General features: G+C 59.2%; 15 protein-coding genes. 5 read left to right on the forward strand and 10 right to left on the reverse strand.

All coding sequences use genetic code 11. The features are described 5' to 3' along the window. Positions 1 to 1164 carry a pyruvate dehydrogenase (acetyl-transferring) E1 component subunit alpha gene (gene pdhA, locus AOZ07_RS12600; protein ID WP_060702304.1) on the reverse strand — a complete coding sequence of 388 codons (1164 nt, stop codon included), beginning with the start codon at positions 1162 to 1164 and terminating at the stop codon, positions 1 to 3. A gap of 225 nt (positions 1165 to 1389) precedes the next feature. Here pdhA and AOZ07_RS12605 point away from each other — a divergent pair, with 225 nt between their 5' ends. Next, a complete protein-coding gene (locus AOZ07_RS12605; RefSeq protein WP_084793247.1) occupies positions 1390 to 1842 on the forward strand; it encodes an Lrp/AsnC family transcriptional regulator in 453 nt (150 codons plus the stop codon). 130 nt (positions 1843 to 1972) lie between these two features. On the opposite strand, the gene AOZ07_RS12610 is transcribed toward AOZ07_RS12605, so the two are convergent. From AOZ07_RS12610 to AOZ07_RS12650, 9 genes are all read right to left on the reverse strand, one after another. Then, positions 1973 to 2758 carry an enoyl-CoA hydratase/isomerase family protein gene (locus AOZ07_RS12610; RefSeq protein WP_060702306.1) on the reverse strand — a complete coding sequence of 262 codons (786 nt, stop codon included), beginning with the start codon at positions 2756 to 2758 and terminating at the stop codon, positions 1973 to 1975. A gap of 17 nt (positions 2759 to 2775) precedes the next feature. Beyond that, positions 2776 to 3936, reverse strand: coding sequence for a 1,2-phenylacetyl-CoA epoxidase subunit PaaE (gene paaE / locus AOZ07_RS12615; protein WP_060702307.1), 1161 nt, complete (start codon positions 3934 to 3936; stop codon positions 2776 to 2778). After that, the gene (gene paaD / locus AOZ07_RS12620) at positions 3933 to 4430 is read right to left on the reverse strand and encodes a 1,2-phenylacetyl-CoA epoxidase subunit PaaD (RefSeq protein ID WP_060702308.1); all 498 of its coding nucleotides are present in this window, start codon (positions 4428 to 4430) and stop codon (positions 3933 to 3935) included. The genes paaE and paaD overlap by 4 nt, the downstream gene beginning before the upstream one ends. 31 nt (positions 4431 to 4461) lie before the next feature. Further along, a complete protein-coding gene (paaC, locus tag AOZ07_RS12625; RefSeq protein ID WP_060702309.1) occupies positions 4462 to 5322 on the reverse strand; it encodes a 1,2-phenylacetyl-CoA epoxidase subunit PaaC in 861 nt (286 codons plus the stop codon). After that, complete coding sequence (gene paaB, locus AOZ07_RS12630) at positions 5319 to 5645, reverse strand: 1,2-phenylacetyl-CoA epoxidase subunit PaaB (protein ID WP_084793248.1); 327 nt, start codon at positions 5643 to 5645, stop codon at positions 5319 to 5321. Before paaB ends, paaC begins: the two co-directional genes overlap by 4 nt. Then, positions 5611 to 6597, reverse strand: coding sequence for a 1,2-phenylacetyl-CoA epoxidase subunit PaaA (gene paaA, locus AOZ07_RS12635; RefSeq protein WP_060702311.1), 987 nt, complete (start codon positions 6595 to 6597; stop codon positions 5611 to 5613). Before paaA ends, paaB begins: the two co-directional genes overlap by 35 nt. Positions 6598 to 6738: 141 nt before the next feature. After that, the gene (locus AOZ07_RS12640; RefSeq protein ID WP_060702312.1) at positions 6739 to 7188 is read right to left on the reverse strand and encodes a DoxX family protein; all 450 of its coding nucleotides are present in this window, start codon (positions 7186 to 7188) and stop codon (positions 6739 to 6741) included. A gap of 201 nt (positions 7189 to 7389) precedes the next feature. Further along, positions 7390 to 8145, reverse strand: coding sequence for an amino acid ABC transporter ATP-binding protein (locus AOZ07_RS12645; protein ID WP_060702313.1), 756 nt, complete (start codon positions 8143 to 8145; stop codon positions 7390 to 7392). Continuing rightward, complete coding sequence (locus AOZ07_RS12650; protein ID WP_084793249.1) at positions 8142 to 9608, reverse strand: amino acid ABC transporter substrate-binding protein/permease; 1467 nt, start codon at positions 9606 to 9608, stop codon at positions 8142 to 8144. Before AOZ07_RS12650 ends, AOZ07_RS12645 begins: the two co-directional genes overlap by 4 nt. 201 nt (positions 9609 to 9809) lie before the next feature. On the opposite strand from AOZ07_RS12650, the gene AOZ07_RS12655 reads away from it, so the two are divergent. The 4 genes from AOZ07_RS12655 (at position 9810) to AOZ07_RS12670 (ending at position 14918) form a co-directional block, all read left to right on the forward strand. After that, a complete protein-coding gene (locus tag AOZ07_RS12655) occupies positions 9810 to 11963 on the forward strand; it encodes a S9 family peptidase (RefSeq protein ID WP_060702314.1) in 2154 nt (717 codons plus the stop codon). A gap of 28 nt (positions 11964 to 11991) precedes the next feature. Continuing rightward, positions 11992 to 13005, forward strand: coding sequence for a GNAT family N-acetyltransferase (locus tag AOZ07_RS18450; RefSeq protein ID WP_060702315.1), 1014 nt, complete (start codon positions 11992 to 11994; stop codon positions 13003 to 13005). 114 nt (positions 13006 to 13119) lie between these two features. Next, positions 13120 to 13560 carry a hotdog fold thioesterase gene (locus AOZ07_RS12665; RefSeq protein ID WP_060703449.1) on the forward strand — a complete coding sequence of 147 codons (441 nt, stop codon included), beginning with the start codon at positions 13120 to 13122 and terminating at the stop codon, positions 13558 to 13560. A 38-nt stretch (positions 13561 to 13598) separates the two neighbouring features. Then, positions 13599 to 14918 carry a phenylacetate--CoA ligase family protein gene (locus AOZ07_RS12670; protein WP_060702316.1) on the forward strand — a complete coding sequence of 440 codons (1320 nt, stop codon included), beginning with the start codon at positions 13599 to 13601 and terminating at the stop codon, positions 14916 to 14918. Positions 14919 to 14941 lie beyond the last annotated feature (23 nt).

Consider the following 14941-nt stretch of genomic DNA (forward strand, 5'->3'; position numbering starts at 1 on the left):
TTAGGCCTCCTCGCGGTCTAGTTCGTCAGCAAGCATTGCCTGCTGCTCGGCGAGCTGGGTGCTCTTGGTGGAATAAACATGTTCAAAGAGTTCGCGCGGATCCGTGTTGGCGTCCTGGTTCATGCCATCGCGCAGGGTCTTGGCCACGGCTTCAGCATCCTCGGCGATCTTGGCAACCACCTGATCGGTCAGCAGCCCGGCGTCGTCGAGATACGCCTTCATTCGCGTGACCGGGTCCTTTGCGATCCAGGCCTGCACCTCGGAGTCCTCGCGGTAGCGCTTGTCATCATCGGCGTTGGTGTGCGCCTGCATGCGGTAGGTATGGGCTTCAATCAGCAGCGGCCCATTGCCTTCGCGGGCCATGCGCACCGCACGGGTCATGATGGCCATCAGGGCCATCAGGTCATTTCCATCCACGCGCTCGCCGGCCATGCCATAGCCCACTGCCTTGTGAGCCAGCGACGGGGCGGCGCTCTGGTGCGAAAGCGGAACGGAGATGGCGTACTTGTTGTTCTGCACGAAGAAGATCACCGGCAGATTGAATACTGCAGCGAAGTTGAGCGCTTCGTGGAAATCGCCTTCGCTGGTGGCGCCGTCGCCGCACATGGCGACCACCACGGTGTTTTCACCGCGCAGCTTGGCCGCGTGGGCAACGCCAACGGCATGCAGCAGCTGGGTGGTCAGCGGCGTGGACATCGGAGCGCATTTGTAGGCCTTGGGGTCATAGCCGCAGTGCCATTCGCCGCGGAAGCTGGTCATGACTTCCATCGGGGCTACGCCCTTGGTGAGCACGGCTACGGTGTCGCGATAGGTCGGGAAGAGCCAGTCGTTTTCTTCCAGGCAGAGCGCCGCGGCGATCTGGCAGGCCTCCTGGCCATGGCTTGATGGGTACACGGCCATGCGTCCCTGACGAACCAGCGCGGAGTTCTGGTCATTCACACGGCGGCCGGTAACCAGCGCAGCGTAGGCTTCCATGAGCCGTGCAGGACTTGGCAGTGGATACTCGTGCCCCGGTTCGGTGCCTTGCTCGCTCTCCGGGCGAAGCGATCCATCCGGGTTCAAGAGGTTGATCATGTGCCGTGCTGGCAGCATGTAATCTTCAGGGCTAATGCCGAACTTCTTGCTGACTTCAGACATGCGATCCGAGGTAGCTTCTGCGCTCATGTTCTCCCGCCTTCCGTACTTTGGGCTCAGTCCATGGGCGCACGCCCTTGTGACTCAGTTCACCTAAACATCATTTGCAATCAATTATGCGTAGCGATTGCATTCTGTATCCACTCAAGCCAAGAATCGTGGAAAGTTGTGATTCAGATACGTATACTTGTAGACGAAATGTTTCAATAAAATGTGTTTGGCGTGGAGATGTCAGACACATTGAAAAGGAGAGTCATGGCCGCGGAAGCGGAGCTGAAACTTGATGAGGTTGACCGTGCCATTCTGGCGGAACTGACCAAGGACGGACGCCAGTCGGTAACAACGGTTGCCCAGAAGGTCCATGTGTCGCGCGCCCATGCCTATTCACGCATCGCCAAGCTGCAAGAAGCCGGCGTGATCACGCGTTATACAGCAGTCATTGACCCGGTCAAGGCAGGGCTCAAGGCCAGCGCCTATGTCACCCTGAAACTTCGCCAGCATTCATGGAGGGAACTGCGAGATCATCTTGCAGCCATTCCCGAAGTTCAGCACATTGGCCTGGTCGGAGGAAACTTTGATGTGATTCTTCTGGTGCGCGCCAAGGACAACCTGGATTTGCGCCGTGTGGTTTTCGAGGAACTGCAGGCGTTGCCCACGGTGCTCGATACCCAGACCCATCTGATCTTCGAGGACACCGACACCCGCTAAGGCCTGGGACCCGGCCATCGGGCCAAAGTGCACAGAAGACAAGAAGCTGCTCCCTGGAGCCACCGGTTCGAAGAGAACCAGCGGCCAGGGAGCAGCTACTTGTTTCAAGCAGGAATAAGCCCGCCAGGCATTACTTCTTGCCGAAGAATACCGGCGGCCGTTTCTCCTGGAAGGATTTGAATCCTTCGGCATAATCAGGCGTATCGCACAAAGCGGCTTGGGCACGATTTTCATTGTTCATTGAAGCCCAGAGTCCTGCTCGCTGGTCCCGGATTTCTTGCACTAATTGCTTGGACGCGACAAATGCCTGGGTGGCGCCTTGGGCAACTCTTTCAATCAAGGCCTCGCTGCGGCTCGCCAATTCTTCGGCAGGAAACGCGCGGGAGAACAATCCCGAGCGCACGGCCTCGGCCCCCGAAATCAATTCGGCCGTGTAGATCATGTCCAAGGTGCGGTGGGCCCCTAGGCGTTCAGTGAACAACCAATGCCCACCGGAATCCAGCGTCGCGCCAAGATTGGCAAAGGGTGAACCGATCTTGGCGTTCTCCGCAACATAGACCACGTCGGTAGCGATCGCCAGGCCCAGCCCAACTCCCAGACACGCTCCCTGGACCAGGGCGAAGGTTGGTGCCGGGAAATTGGACATCTTTTCCAGCAAAGGCTGCACCTTGCCTTCGAGGTAGCCGATGACATCATCATCGGCCGGATCCACCTTGGAGATATCCCGCCCCGCACAGAATCCCCTTCCCTGGCCGGTCAGCACCAACGCACGGACCGTGCCATCGGCGACACCAGCAGCCGCAGTGTCATAAGCCTGCGACAACTCGGCCAAGGCCTGCTCATCCAAGGAGTTCATCTTCTGCGGCGCATTGAGCACAACGCGCGCTACCGAATCGGCAATCGTCAGTTCGATCATGGTTGCTCCCTGTTTTCCTATGCGTCGAAATCGACGGTCAGCTTGTCGCTGGTCGGGTGCGACTGGCAGGTCAGCACGTAGCCTGCTTCAACTTCTTCTGGTTCCAGTGCATAATTTTCCGCCATCGTCACCGAACCGCAGGTCACCTTTGCTCGACAAGTGCCGCAGACACCGCCGGCACAGGCGAATGGCACATCCGGGCGGACCCGCAATGCGGCGTTCAGGACCGTTTCGTTGGCACGGGCCGGGGATTTGACCTCGCCCTTGAGGCCGTCGAGGTTGAAGCTGATCTCATAGCTTTCCTCGTTTTCGTCCACGATCACCGGACGCCCGATGTGGCCTTGCGGCTTATTCGGTTCGCCCGTGCTGAACAGCTCGAAGCGGACCCTGTCGGCGGGGACCTCAAGGGCGGTGAGCTGGTCCCGGACCAGCTGGACCAGTTCGAAGGGGCCGCAGAGGAACCATTCATCGACCGTTGGGGCCTGGACAACATTGGTCAGCAGCGCTGTCAGCTTCTGCGCATCAATGCGCCCCGAGAGCAGTGGTGAAATCCGCTGTTCCCGGCTCAGCACATGGTGCAGGGCCAATCGTGCTGGATAGCGGTCCTTGAGGTCCGCCAGCTCTTCGAGGAACATGACGTCCATGGCGGCTTTGTTGGCATAGATCAAGTCAAAGCGGCTATGGTCGTTGGCTTCAAGAATCGTGCGGGCAATGGCCAGGACCGGGGTGATCCCCGAGCCAGCTGCAACCGCGACAAAACGATCTTGGCTGGTCGTATTGATCTTCGACGGATCGTTGATTTCGGTGAGCTTGTGCTTGGAAATGAAGGCGCCGGCCGGGCTCATCACGTCGATTTGATCGCCGGCGGCCAGTTCTTCATTGGCCCAGGTGGAGAATAATCCGCCAAGGTCCCGCTTAATGGCAACCTTGATCTCATCGCCGGTCGGGGCCGCGCAGATCGAATAGGAACGGCGCAGCTCGACGAGCTCGCCCTCTGCATTGGGCAGCTCCTTGCGCAGGGCCACGTACTGGCCTGCTACATAATCGTATTCTTCGCTGAGCGCCTCGGGAATGGCGAAGGTGACCTCGATGGAATCCTTGGTCAGCCGACGCACGTTGGAGACGGTGAGCCGATGGAACGAAGCCCTGCGGCGGGTGGAAGTTTGTGGTTCGGTCATGAGAGCACCTTGAAGTAGTCGAAAGGTTCCAAGCAGTCTTTGCAGGTGTAGAGCGCTTTGCAGGAAGTGGAGGCGAAACGCGCCAGTTCACGGGTATTCAGCGAGTGGCAGCGGGGGCATTTCACGCTCATTCCCAGCGTGATGCGACCGGCATGGCCTCGTCCGGTAGGCGGTGCGATGCCGTACTCCTCGAGCTTTTTCTTGCCTTCATCGCTCATCCAGTCGGTGGACCAGGCTGGCGCCAGCACCAGCTTGATATCGACCTTCCCATAGCCGGCTTGCTTGAACGCCTGGTACAGATCTTCGCTGATGACGTCCATCGCCGGGCATCCGGAGTACGTTGGCGTGATGACAATCTGCACCGCGCCATCGTCGTCGAGATTCACCTCGCGCAGAATCCCGAGGTCGGCAATGGACAGCACGGGAATTTCCGGGTCATTGACCTTCGCTGCGATGGCGAACAGCTCTTTGGCGTCAGCGATCAGTTTGCTCAAGACTGCTCCCCCTAACGGGCTTAATGTGTGGTTACCAGCTGGCGCCGGGATGCTTGCGGGCCAGTACTTGCATTTCAGCTAGCAGATAGCCAAGATGCTCGGAGTGCTCGCCCCGGCGGCCGTAGGCCATGGCTTGTCCGGTGGCCGGAATCTCCAAACCTGCTTCGGCTAGTACTGCGGAGATCTCTTCCTGCCAAGCTTCGCGCAAGGTAGAAGGAAGTACGGCGATTGATTCCAGATTCTGATGGACTGCTTCGTCGCGGAACATCTCATCAACATAGGGCCAGAGGATTTCCAGGGCATGGCGCATCTTCTCGGCTGATTCCTTGGTTCCCTGCCCCAGGCGAATGGTCCACTGGATGGCGTGGTCACGGTGGTAATCCACTTCCTTGACCGCCTTGGCGGCGATGGCTGCCAAGGTTTCGTCTTGGGAGGTGGCCAGCTTCTGGTAGAGCAGGTGCTGGAAAATCGAGACGATCAGCTGCCGGACAATGGTGACACCGAAATGCCCGTTGGGCTGTTCAACGATCCACAGCGAGGTGAATTCCTCCTCCTCGCGCCAGTAGGCCAAATCATCTTCGGTCTTGTCCCATGCCAATCCCGCATAGGTCAAGAAGGACCGGGCATGCCCGAGGACGTCCAAGGCAATATTGCCCAGGGCAACGTCCTCTTCCAGCTCGGGGGCGCGCGAAATCCAGTTTGCCACGCGCTGGGCCAGGATCAGCGCGTCATCACCGAGCGTGAGCGCATACTGCGCGACGTCCTCGCCAGGTGCGATGCCGTCCACGGCGATGTCTTCTGGGCGAAGCGCGTTGCCGGGGGTGACTCGGGTGGCCGAGGCCAGCGCGTCGCCGAAGCTGTCCAGCGCAGCATCCAATTCGTCGTGCTTCACAGGTGCTTCACCCCTTCGCTGGCCTTGTAGTACGTGGCATGTCGGTAGTCTTTGCCCTGGGGCGATTCAAAGAAGGAATCCTTCTCGTCGGGGTCAGAGCTGATGATGTCGGTGGACTTCACAACCCAGAGGGAAACGCCCTCGTTGCGGCGGGTGTAGAGGTCGCGGGCATTGCGCACGGCCATTTGGGCATCGGGTGCATGCAGGGACCCGGCGTGCACGTGCGAGAGGCCTCGGGAAGAACGGACAAATACTTCCCACAGGGGCCAATTGTTCTGCTGGCTCATATTAGGCGACCTCGCTCTGTGCTTGTTTTGCGGCATATGCCGATGCGGCTTCTCGGACCCATGCGCCCTCTCGGTGCGCTTCGCGGCGGCGTTCCAGGCGCTGGGAGTTGACCGGGCCGTTGCCCTTGATCACTTCCATGAATTCATCCCAGTTCAAATCCTTGTGGATCCACTGCTTCTTTTCTTCGTCAAAGCGCAGCTCCGGGTCAGGCAGGGTCATGCCCAATACCTTGACCTGTTCGGAGATCATCCCGACAAAGCGCTGGCGCAGTTCGTCGTTGGAGAATCTCTTGATCTTCCATGCCATCGACTGCTGGGAGTTTGGCGACTGGTCATCAGGCGGGCCGAACATCATCAGCGACGGCTCGTAAAAACGGTTGATGGCATCTTGTGCCATTTTCTTCTGTGCTGCAGTTCCCCTCGAAAGCGCAAGCAGGATTTCAAAGCCTTGGCGCTGGTGGAAGGATTCTTCCTTGCAGATGCGCACCATGGCACGGCCGTATGGTCCGTAGGATGCCCGGCACAGCGGGACCTGGTTAGCGATAGCAGCTCCGTCGACCAGCCAGCCGATGGCGCCCATATCGGCCCATGAACGGGCGGGGTAATTAAAAATCGAGGAGTACTTTGCCCGACCAGTCAGCAGTTGGTCGTTGAGCTCGTCGCGGCTGGTTCCCAGGGTTTCCGCCGCGGAGTACAGGTAGAGGCCATGACCCGCCTCGTCCTGCACCTTGGCCATCAGAATGGACTTGCGCTTCAACGATGGGGCGCGGCTGATCCAGTTGGCTTCAGGCTGCATGCCGATGATTTCCGAGTGAGCGTGCTGGGAGACCTGGCGAGTCAGGGTCTTGCGGTAGGGCTCAGGCATCCAGTCGCGTGGCTCAACACGCGAGTCCTGATTAATCAAGGCATCAAAGCGCGCTTGCGACTGCTCTTCTTCGTAGCTCGGAACGGCGCTTAGTCCCGGTTCCTGCGGTGTGGTCGAAGCCATGGGTTCACCTCATCGATTACAAATTACATACTGACCGTTCGTTCAGTATGTCAGAGTGCGCTCCGTCACGTCAACACGAGATCTGCAGATACAGCAAAACCCCAAGGACTATTCCTTGGGGTTTGCCGCAAATGCTGCCAGCTAGGCGTTGATCAACCCGCGCCGAGCGGCCTTTCGGCCAACAAACAAGCGGTCCAGGGCCCAGCTTCCCGGTCCCATCAACGCAAGGGCCGCGGCACCGGCGCCAAGGGCGAGAACCAGCTCAAAGCCGCCATTGGCCACGAACACGCCGCTTTGGGCATGAACCATGGCGATGGCACCGACCATATCCAAGGCCAAGAGAACGCCGACGATTCGAGTGGCCAGGCCCAGGATGAGCGCCACGCCGCCAACAAGCTCCAGGGTTGCTACGACCGGGGCTACAAGGCTGGCCGCGGGAACCCCCATCTGGGTGAAGCTGGCAGTGGTGCCCTCAATGGTGAATTGCGAAAACTTCTGCCAGCCATGGGCTGCGAAGAGAAAACCGATTGCCAGGCGCAGCACGAGCTGCGCGGAAGCAAGCAAGCGGGGATTGTTTTCCAGTGTGGTCATTATCTAGCTCCTAGGTAAGGACGTCCGTTCAGGGATATTCCTGCTTGATTTCCTACTCCACACTATGTGGCACAAGTTGAAGCTTCAAGCACCTTGACGTTAAACGTCAGTAAGCTTGATCACGCAAAAAGCCGTGCCGCCCGAGGCCAGCAAAAGCTGGAACGGGCAGCACGGCTCAGGAACTAGCCTTGGCTCGAAGGCCTAGAGGACCTTCGACAGGAAGTCGCGGGTGCGCTCTTGCTGCGGGTTGCCGAAGAGCTGTTCAGGTTCGCCCTGCTCGCAGACCACGCCGTCAGCCATGAAGATCACCCGGTCGCCCACTTCGCGGGCAAAGCCCATTTCGTGGGTCACTAAGACCATGGTCATGCCGGATTCTGCCAGTTCCTTGATCACCTGCAGCACCTCGCCTACCATTTCGGGGTCAAGCGCGCTGGTTGCCTCGTCAAAGAGCATGATTCCAGGAGCCATGGCCAAGGCACGGGCAATGGCAACGCGCTGCTTCTGGCCGCCGGACAGGGACGACGGACGAGCATCGGCCTTGTCCTTGAGCCCGACTCGCTCCAGCAGCTCCAGCGCGCGTTCACGGCCCTGCGCCTTGTTCATCTTCTTCAGCTCAACTGGCGCGAGCATGATGTTCTCGGCAACCGACATATGCGGGAAGAGATTAAAGTGCTGGAACACCATGCCCACATGGCGGCGGACTTCATTGATGTCCACCTTGGGATCAGTGACGTCAAAGCCGTCAACGACGACCTTGCCCGAGGTAATATCCTCCAGCTTGTTCAGGCAACGCAACAGCGTGGACTTGCCCGAACCCGATGGACCGATCACGCATACTACTTCGCCCTCGCGGATGTCGATGTCAATGCCCTTCAGGACATTATTGGAGCCAAAGGATTTATGCAGGTCCTTGACCTCGATCTTCACCTGGGAGCTCTTTACAGTTTCCGCGCTCACTTGTTGAACCTCCGATCGGCGTAGTTAGCCAACTTGGTCAGGGCCATGATGGCAATGAAGTAAATGACACCTACGATGAGCAGGGTTTCGGTCACGCGGAAGTTCGCTGCGTAAATCTGCTGGCCTTGGTAGAGCAATTCGCCAAAGCCGATGGCCAACAGCAACGAGGAGTCCTTCAGGCTGATGATCAGCTGGTTGATCAATGATGGGGTCATCATCTTGAAAGCCTGGGGAACCACGACCTTCTGCATGGACTTGCCATAGCCCAGGCCCAGGGAGCGCGACGCTTCAAGCTGTCCCGGATCCACCGACTGGATGCCACCGCGAACGATTTCCGCAACGTATGCGCCGGCGTTGAGCGACAGTGTCAAGATACCGGCGGTCCACACCGAAATTTCCCAACCGGTCAGCTGCGGCAGGCCGAAGTAGAACATGAACGCCCAGAGCAGCAGCGGGGTGCCACGGAAAATATTCACGAACGTCGTGGCAATGCCGCGCAAGACAATGTTGTGCGAGATCTTCAGGAAGCCGAAGACCAGGCCAAGCACCATGGCAATTGCGAAGGAAATCGCCGTCACCAGCAAGGTGTGCCACAGGCCGGTCATCAGCGCAGGGAGGGACTTGGCTACCAGGTCGAAGAAGTTGCTTGGTACCGCGGCGCTGGGATCAGCAAGATACTCGTCGAGAATCTTCTGGTACTCGCCATTTGCCTTCAATTCGGCCAGGCCGTCATTAAACGCGGCCAGCAGGGCAGTATTTTCGCCCTTGTTCACGGCGAAGCCGTAGGAGCCGCCGGGCACCTTGTCGGTGACGGTCTTCAGGCCATTGCCCTGGGCAATGCCGTAGGCCAGCACGGGATAGTCATCAAACACCGCAACAGCCGAACCGGACTTCACCGACTCGTACATTGTTGCCGACTGGTCCAGCGACTTGACCTTGAATCCATATTCCTTGGAAATGGACTTGGCGTAGGACTCGCCTTCGGAGCCGGTCTTGGCTACAACCGTCTTTCCGTCCAGGTCGTCATAGCCCTTGATGTCCTCATCGTTCTTGGACACGGCCATCTGAACGCCGGACTCGAAGTAAGGCTCGGAGAAATCGTAGATTTCCTTGCGCTCGTCGGTGATCGACATGCCAGCGATCACGCCATCCACCTGGTTGGCCGACAAAGCAGCCAGGGCGGCGCTGAAGCCGAGGGAACGGACTTCAACCTTGAATCCCTGGTCTTCGGCAATTGCCTGCAGGATATCCATGTCGATACCGGTCAGTTCCCCATCCTTGCGGAATTCGAAGGGGGCGAAGGTGGTATCTGTACCAATTACGTAGGTCTGGCCTTCGACGCTCTCGCTGCCTTGGGCCATGGCCGACGGTGCGCCGACGACCAAGGCCATCAGGCCGATGGCCGCGGCCGCAACCCAACGCCTCAGGCGCCCGGTGCGGGCAACTCTTTGAATCTTTTCCACTGATGATCGCTTTCTCGTGCTGAAGGGCGAGTGGCCCAAGCTGCCGATAGGTTCCTATTCCAGCAAGCCTAAGCGCAATAAAGTCTAGCCGGAACCCTTGGCCCGTTGGCACCACGGGTTTTTCGCATTGGACTTGGCGGTTCTGTCCGCGCTGAGCATAGCTTGCGCCCATCAGTCCCCGCAGTGGGATTGAATAGGGATATGACTGATCCATCGTTGACCGCCAATCCCCCGCACGCCGCGCAGCGTCCGACCACCCGCAGCTTCCATGGCGATGATTTCATCGACAACTACGAGTGGCTTCGCGAGAAGTCCAGCTCCGAGGTCATCGAGCACCTCAAAGCCGAAAACGACTACACCGATGCAGTCACGGCCGACCAGCAGCCACTGCGCGATGACCTCTTCAACGAGATCAAATCCCGCACCGTGGAGACCGATTTGTCGGTCCCGGTCCGCCGGCGCGGATGGTGGTATTTCACGCGTTCCGCCGAAGGAAAGCCCTACACCGTGCAGTGCCGGGTCAAAGCCGCAGATTCCTCGGACCCGGTCGCCGATTGGACCCCGCCGGTGATCGATCCCAAGCAGCCGCTGCCCGACGAAGAAGTCTTGCTGGATGGCAATGCGTTGGCCGAGGGCAAGCCGTTCTTCTCGCTCGGCGGCATGGCATTGAACGAAGAAGGCAACCTGCTGGCCTACTGCGTAGATAATGCCGGCGACGAGCGCTTCACCCTGTACATCAAGGACTTGCGCACCGGGCAGTTATTGCCAGATGTCATTGACGGCGTGTTCTACGGCCTGGCTTTCTCCCCCGACTCCTCCACTGTGTTCTACACCGTCGTTGACGAGACCTGGCGTCCGAACCGGATTCTTGCCCACCGCCTTGGCACCGATGCTGCGCAGGACCAGCTGGTCTTTGAGGAAAATGATCCCGGAATGTGGCTCGGATTCGATCTGAGCCCCGATCGCAAGACCCTTATGATTTCCAGCGGCAACTCCGAGTACTCGGAAACCAGCATGCTGGATCTGACCCGTGATCAGGCGGAGGTGGCCTTGCTGGTTCCCCGCGGCCTGCGGGTGCTGCACGGAATCGACTTGATGCCAGGCACCGGGCAGGCCTTGATTACCCATGACTACCAGGCGCCAAACAACATGGTCTCGTTGGCGGCCTTGGACCAGCTGGGCCAGGATGCCAAGCCAGAGCAGTGGCAGACCGTGGTGGCTCATGAAAATACGACGAAGATCGAAGGCACCGCCTTGACCGGCTCGCACGTGATTCTTTCTGTGCGCCGCGATACCTGCGAACGAGTCCAGCTGATCCCGCTAGAAGGCTTGGGCACTGTAGAACAGGCCCCCGCGCTCGAACCGCAGTTTGAAGATGAGCTGTTCACCGCCTCTCCAACCTTCGCCGAACTCGATGCCCCGCTGATCCGCATCAGCTACACATCCGATTTCACGCCGGCGCGCGTCTACGACCTGTGGCTTCAAGACCAGCTGCTGGTGCTGCGCAAGCAGACTCCGGTCAATGGCTACGACGCCTCCAAGTACCTCTCCACTCGCGAATGGGCCACGGCAGCGGACGGAACCAGGATTCCGCTGACCATCATGCGCCGTTCGGACCTGGATACCTCCGTGCCCCAGCCGGTGCTGATCTACGGCTACGGTTCCTACGAAGCGTCCATGGATCCGGGCTTCGGCATCCCGCGCCTGAGCGTGCTGGATCGCGGCGTCGTATTCGTCATTGCGCATGTGCGCGGCGGTGGCGAACTGGGCCGCGACTGGTACCTGCAGGGAAAGAAGCTGCATAAGAAGAACACGTTCACCGATTTCATCGATTCCACCCGGCACCTGGTCGATTCGGGCCTGGCGGATCCGAAGCGCATCGTTGCCCTGGGCGGTTCTGCCGGCGGGCTGCTGATGGGCGCCATCGCGAATATGGCTCCGCAGCTGTACACGGCGGTCATTGCCCAGGTTCCATTCGTGGATGCGCTGACCTCGATCTTGGACCCCGATCTTCCGCTCTCCGCGTTGGAATGGGAAGAATGGGGCAATCCCATCGAAAGCAAGGAAGTCTATGACTACATGAAGTCATACTCGCCTTACGAGAATGTCACCGCCCAGGCCTATCCCAAGATCGCGGCGGTGACTTCGCTCAACGACACCCGCGTGCTGTACGTCGAGCCGGCCAAGTGGGTTGCCAAGCTCAGGGAGCTGGGCACCGGAAATGCTCCGATCGTGCTCAAAACCGAGATGGACGGTGGCCACGGTGGCGCCTCGGGCCGCTATGAATCCTGGAAGTCGCGGGCTTGGGATTATGCCTTTGCCTTGGACTCCCTGGGCTGCACGAAGCTCATCTGAATTCTGCCACTGACCGGGAAGGGCGGCCATGCGCCATATCGACATCAAGGACTACCGCGGCGATTCGTCGGTGCGCCGGTTGCTGGTGCTGGCCGCCGATCCTGTCGGAGAACAAGGGCTGCAAGACCTCCTGGATGAATGCGAGAACCTCCAGGTACTCGCTCACTTCACCAAGGAGGGCGACGTTGCAGCGCTGGCAGCGTATCGGCACAGTGATCAGTATTCGCTGTGCCTGGAATATCTTGCCGTTCTCCCTGAATTCCAGCATCGCGGTTTGGGACGAGCGCTGCTCGAAGAACTTCGCGCCCTGCATGGCAAGAATCTGTGGGCCACCACGGATGATGACGCCATCGATTTTTACCGCGCCCTGGGCTGCGTGATCTCCAATTCGGCAGGAGATCCGCGCTGGCCCGGCGTTGAGCGATACTTGTGCACCTTGCCCTATTTGCCGCTGCTGTCCAGCCAGCCCAAGGAAGATCCGGAATATGAGCCCGTCAACGGGCAGCTGACCCGGGGAAATATTCGCATCGAGGAACCCTCGCCGAGCTGGCCACATCACTTCCAGGAACTCTGCGAGCAAATCAGCATGGCCCTGGGGCCTCAAGCGCTGGCCATTGAGCACACCGGTTCCACTTCGGTCCCGGGGCTTCCCGCCAAGCCCATCATTGATATCGCATTGCTGGTCCCCGATGCCAACGATGAATCGAGCTACGCTCCAGCGCTGGAGCAAGCAGGCTTGGTGTTTTGGCATCGCGAACCCGGTTGGTACGCGCACCGCATGTTCAAGCCGCCTGCCGCCAGTGGGCGCATGGACGCCAACGTCCATGTTTTCCCCGCAGGCAGCCCTGAGTATTTGCGCATGATGCTGTTCCGCGAGCACCTGAAACTGGATGCTGCTGACCGCCGGGCTTATGCGCAGATCAAGCGACAGGCAGCGGCGCAGTTGCTGGCCGAGCAGGGAGAGGATGCGCTGGTCATGGATTACAACCGCATCAAGGAACCCTTCATCCTCGAATTGCATCGAAAGCTCTTCGACCCTTAATCCCGGCATCTGCACTCCGCAATAGTTCGCCACTTGACGCCCGAAAACTTGACTTAGCTCACATTATGTTATTACCTAATGATCGTTCGGTAAATAAATGGGCGAAGGACAATGATGACCAACACACAGGTAGAAGAACCGGTACCCCACGCCATACTCCGCAATGACTATGCGACCCAATGGATGGGCATCAACGTCATCGAAGTTCGCGAAGGGCACGCTGTCATCAGCATGGAACTGCGCCCTGAAATGCTCAACGGATTCGGCATCGGGCACGGCGGAATGATCTTCGCCTTGGCCGACACGGCCTTCGCACTGAGCTGCAATCCAGCAGAAGGCTCCGATCAGAGCATCACCGTAGCCTCAGGAGCAGATATCAACTTCCTGCGGCCTGCAATTCCGGGACGAACACTCACCGCCACCGGCAAATTGGTCTCGCAACAAGGGCGTAGCGGGGTCTATGACATTACGGTGACCCAAGAATCAAGTGACGGCGCCTTGGAAGTGGTTGCCGAATTCCGTGGACGTTCCCGCACCGTCCCGAAGCCCAGCTAAAGGCCTCTCCCCCATTCACTTCTCACGAAAGTTTCAGCATGTCTCAGACACCCAGCCGCGATGCACTTCCGAATCCTCTCGATCCCGAAGAGACCATGAGCCGCGACCAGATCGAAGCCATCCAGCTTGAGCGGCTCAAGGAAACGCTGCACCACGCCTATGCGAATGTTCCGCACTACAAGGAAAAATACGACGCTGCCGGGGTCCATCCGGAGGATCTCAAGGAGCTTGGCGACCTTGCGCTCTTCCCATTCACGGACAAAGAGGACCTGCGCAAGACCTACCCCTTTGGCATGTTTGCCGTGCCCCAGCACGAGGTCTCCAGAATCCACGCCTCCTCCGGAACCACTGGAAAACCGACCGTTGTCGGCTACACCCAGCAGGACCTGGCGGACTGGGCGAAGCTCGGTGCGCGATGCCTTCGGCTTTCGGGAGTCAAGCCTGGCTGGAAGGTCCACAACGCCTATGGCTACGGCCTGTTCACTGGCGGTCTAGGCGCCCACGCCGCTGCCGAACGCCTGGGTGCCACGGTCATCCCGATGTCTGGCGGTCAAACCGATAAGCAGATTTCGCTGATCCAGGATTTTGCCCCGGACGCGATCCTTTGCACTCCCACCTACCTGCTGACTATCGGCGATGCCATGCAGCGCATGGGCCTGGACCCGCGCAGCACCTCGCTGAAGGTCGCAGTCCTCGGCGCAGAGCCATGGACCGAGGAGATGCGCCATGAGCTCGAAGAGATGTTCAACATCGATGCCTGCGACATCTATGGGCTCTCCGAAGTGATGGGGCCCGGCGTGGCCGGCGAATCAAATGAGCGCAAAGACGGCAGCCACATCTGGGAGGACCACTTCCGTCCAGAAATCATTGATGCCTTCGACTCCAGCAAGGTTCTGGGCGACGGCGAACATGGCGAGCTGGTATTCACCTCGTTGACCAAGCAGGCTCTGCCAATTATTCGCTACCGCACCCATGACCTGACTCGCCTCATGCCAGGCAGTGCCCGACCTGGCCACCGCCGCATGGGACGCATCACCGGACGCAGCGATGACATGATTATTCTTCGCGGGGTCAACCTCTTCCCGAGCCAGATCGAAGAGCTGATCCTCAAGGTTCCAGGCCTCTCCCCGCATTTCCAGCTTGTCCTCTCACGCCCAGGCCGGATGGACCAGTTGGCGGTGAAGGTGGAGCGCCGCACGGATGCGTCAGCCGAGCAGGCGCAACATGCCGGGACGGAACTGGCGAAACTCATCAAGATCCATATTGGTTCATCCTGCGCCATCGATGTTGTTGAGCCCGAATCGCTAGAGCGATCCATGGGCAAGCTCAAGAGGATCTATGACCTGCGCAATCAGTAATACGCGCAGGGACATGGAATAAT

The organism is Glutamicibacter halophytocola, from assembly GCF_001302565.1.
GTDB classification, from domain to species: domain Bacteria; phylum Actinomycetota; class Actinomycetes; order Actinomycetales; family Micrococcaceae; genus Glutamicibacter; species Glutamicibacter halophytocola.

Excerpts from the sequence above, each read along its gene's own strand:
- pdhA (WP_060702304.1), bottom strand. The coding sequence starts at position 1,164 with ATGAGCGCAGAAGCTACCTCGGATCGCATGTCTGAAGTCAGCAAGAAG.
- AOZ07_RS12605 (WP_084793247.1), top strand. The coding sequence starts at position 1,390 with ATGGCCGCGGAAGCGGAGCTGAAACTTGATGAGGTTGACCGTGCCATT.
- AOZ07_RS12610 (WP_060702306.1), bottom strand. The coding sequence starts at position 2,758 with ATGATCGAACTGACGATTGCCGATTCGGTAGCGCGCGTTGTGCTCAAT.
- paaE (WP_060702307.1), bottom strand. The coding sequence starts at position 3,936 with ATGACCGAACCACAAACTTCCACCCGCCGCAGGGCTTCGTTCCATCGG.
- paaB (WP_084793248.1), bottom strand. The coding sequence starts at position 5,645 with ATGCCGCAAAACAAGCACAGAGCGAGGTCGCCTAATATGAGCCAGCAG.
- paaA (WP_060702311.1), bottom strand. The coding sequence starts at position 6,597 with ATGGCTTCGACCACACCGCAGGAACCGGGACTAAGCGCCGTTCCGAGC.
- AOZ07_RS12640 (WP_060702312.1), bottom strand. The coding sequence starts at position 7,188 with ATGACCACACTGGAAAACAATCCCCGCTTGCTTGCTTCCGCGCAGCTC.
- AOZ07_RS12655 (WP_060702314.1), top strand. The coding sequence starts at position 9,810 with ATGACTGATCCATCGTTGACCGCCAATCCCCCGCACGCCGCGCAGCGT.
- AOZ07_RS18450 (WP_060702315.1), top strand. The coding sequence starts at position 11,992 with ATGCGCCATATCGACATCAAGGACTACCGCGGCGATTCGTCGGTGCGC.
- AOZ07_RS12665 (WP_060703449.1), top strand. The coding sequence starts at position 13,120 with ATGACCAACACACAGGTAGAAGAACCGGTACCCCACGCCATACTCCGC.
- AOZ07_RS12670 (WP_060702316.1), top strand. The coding sequence starts at position 13,599 with ATGTCTCAGACACCCAGCCGCGATGCACTTCCGAATCCTCTCGATCCC.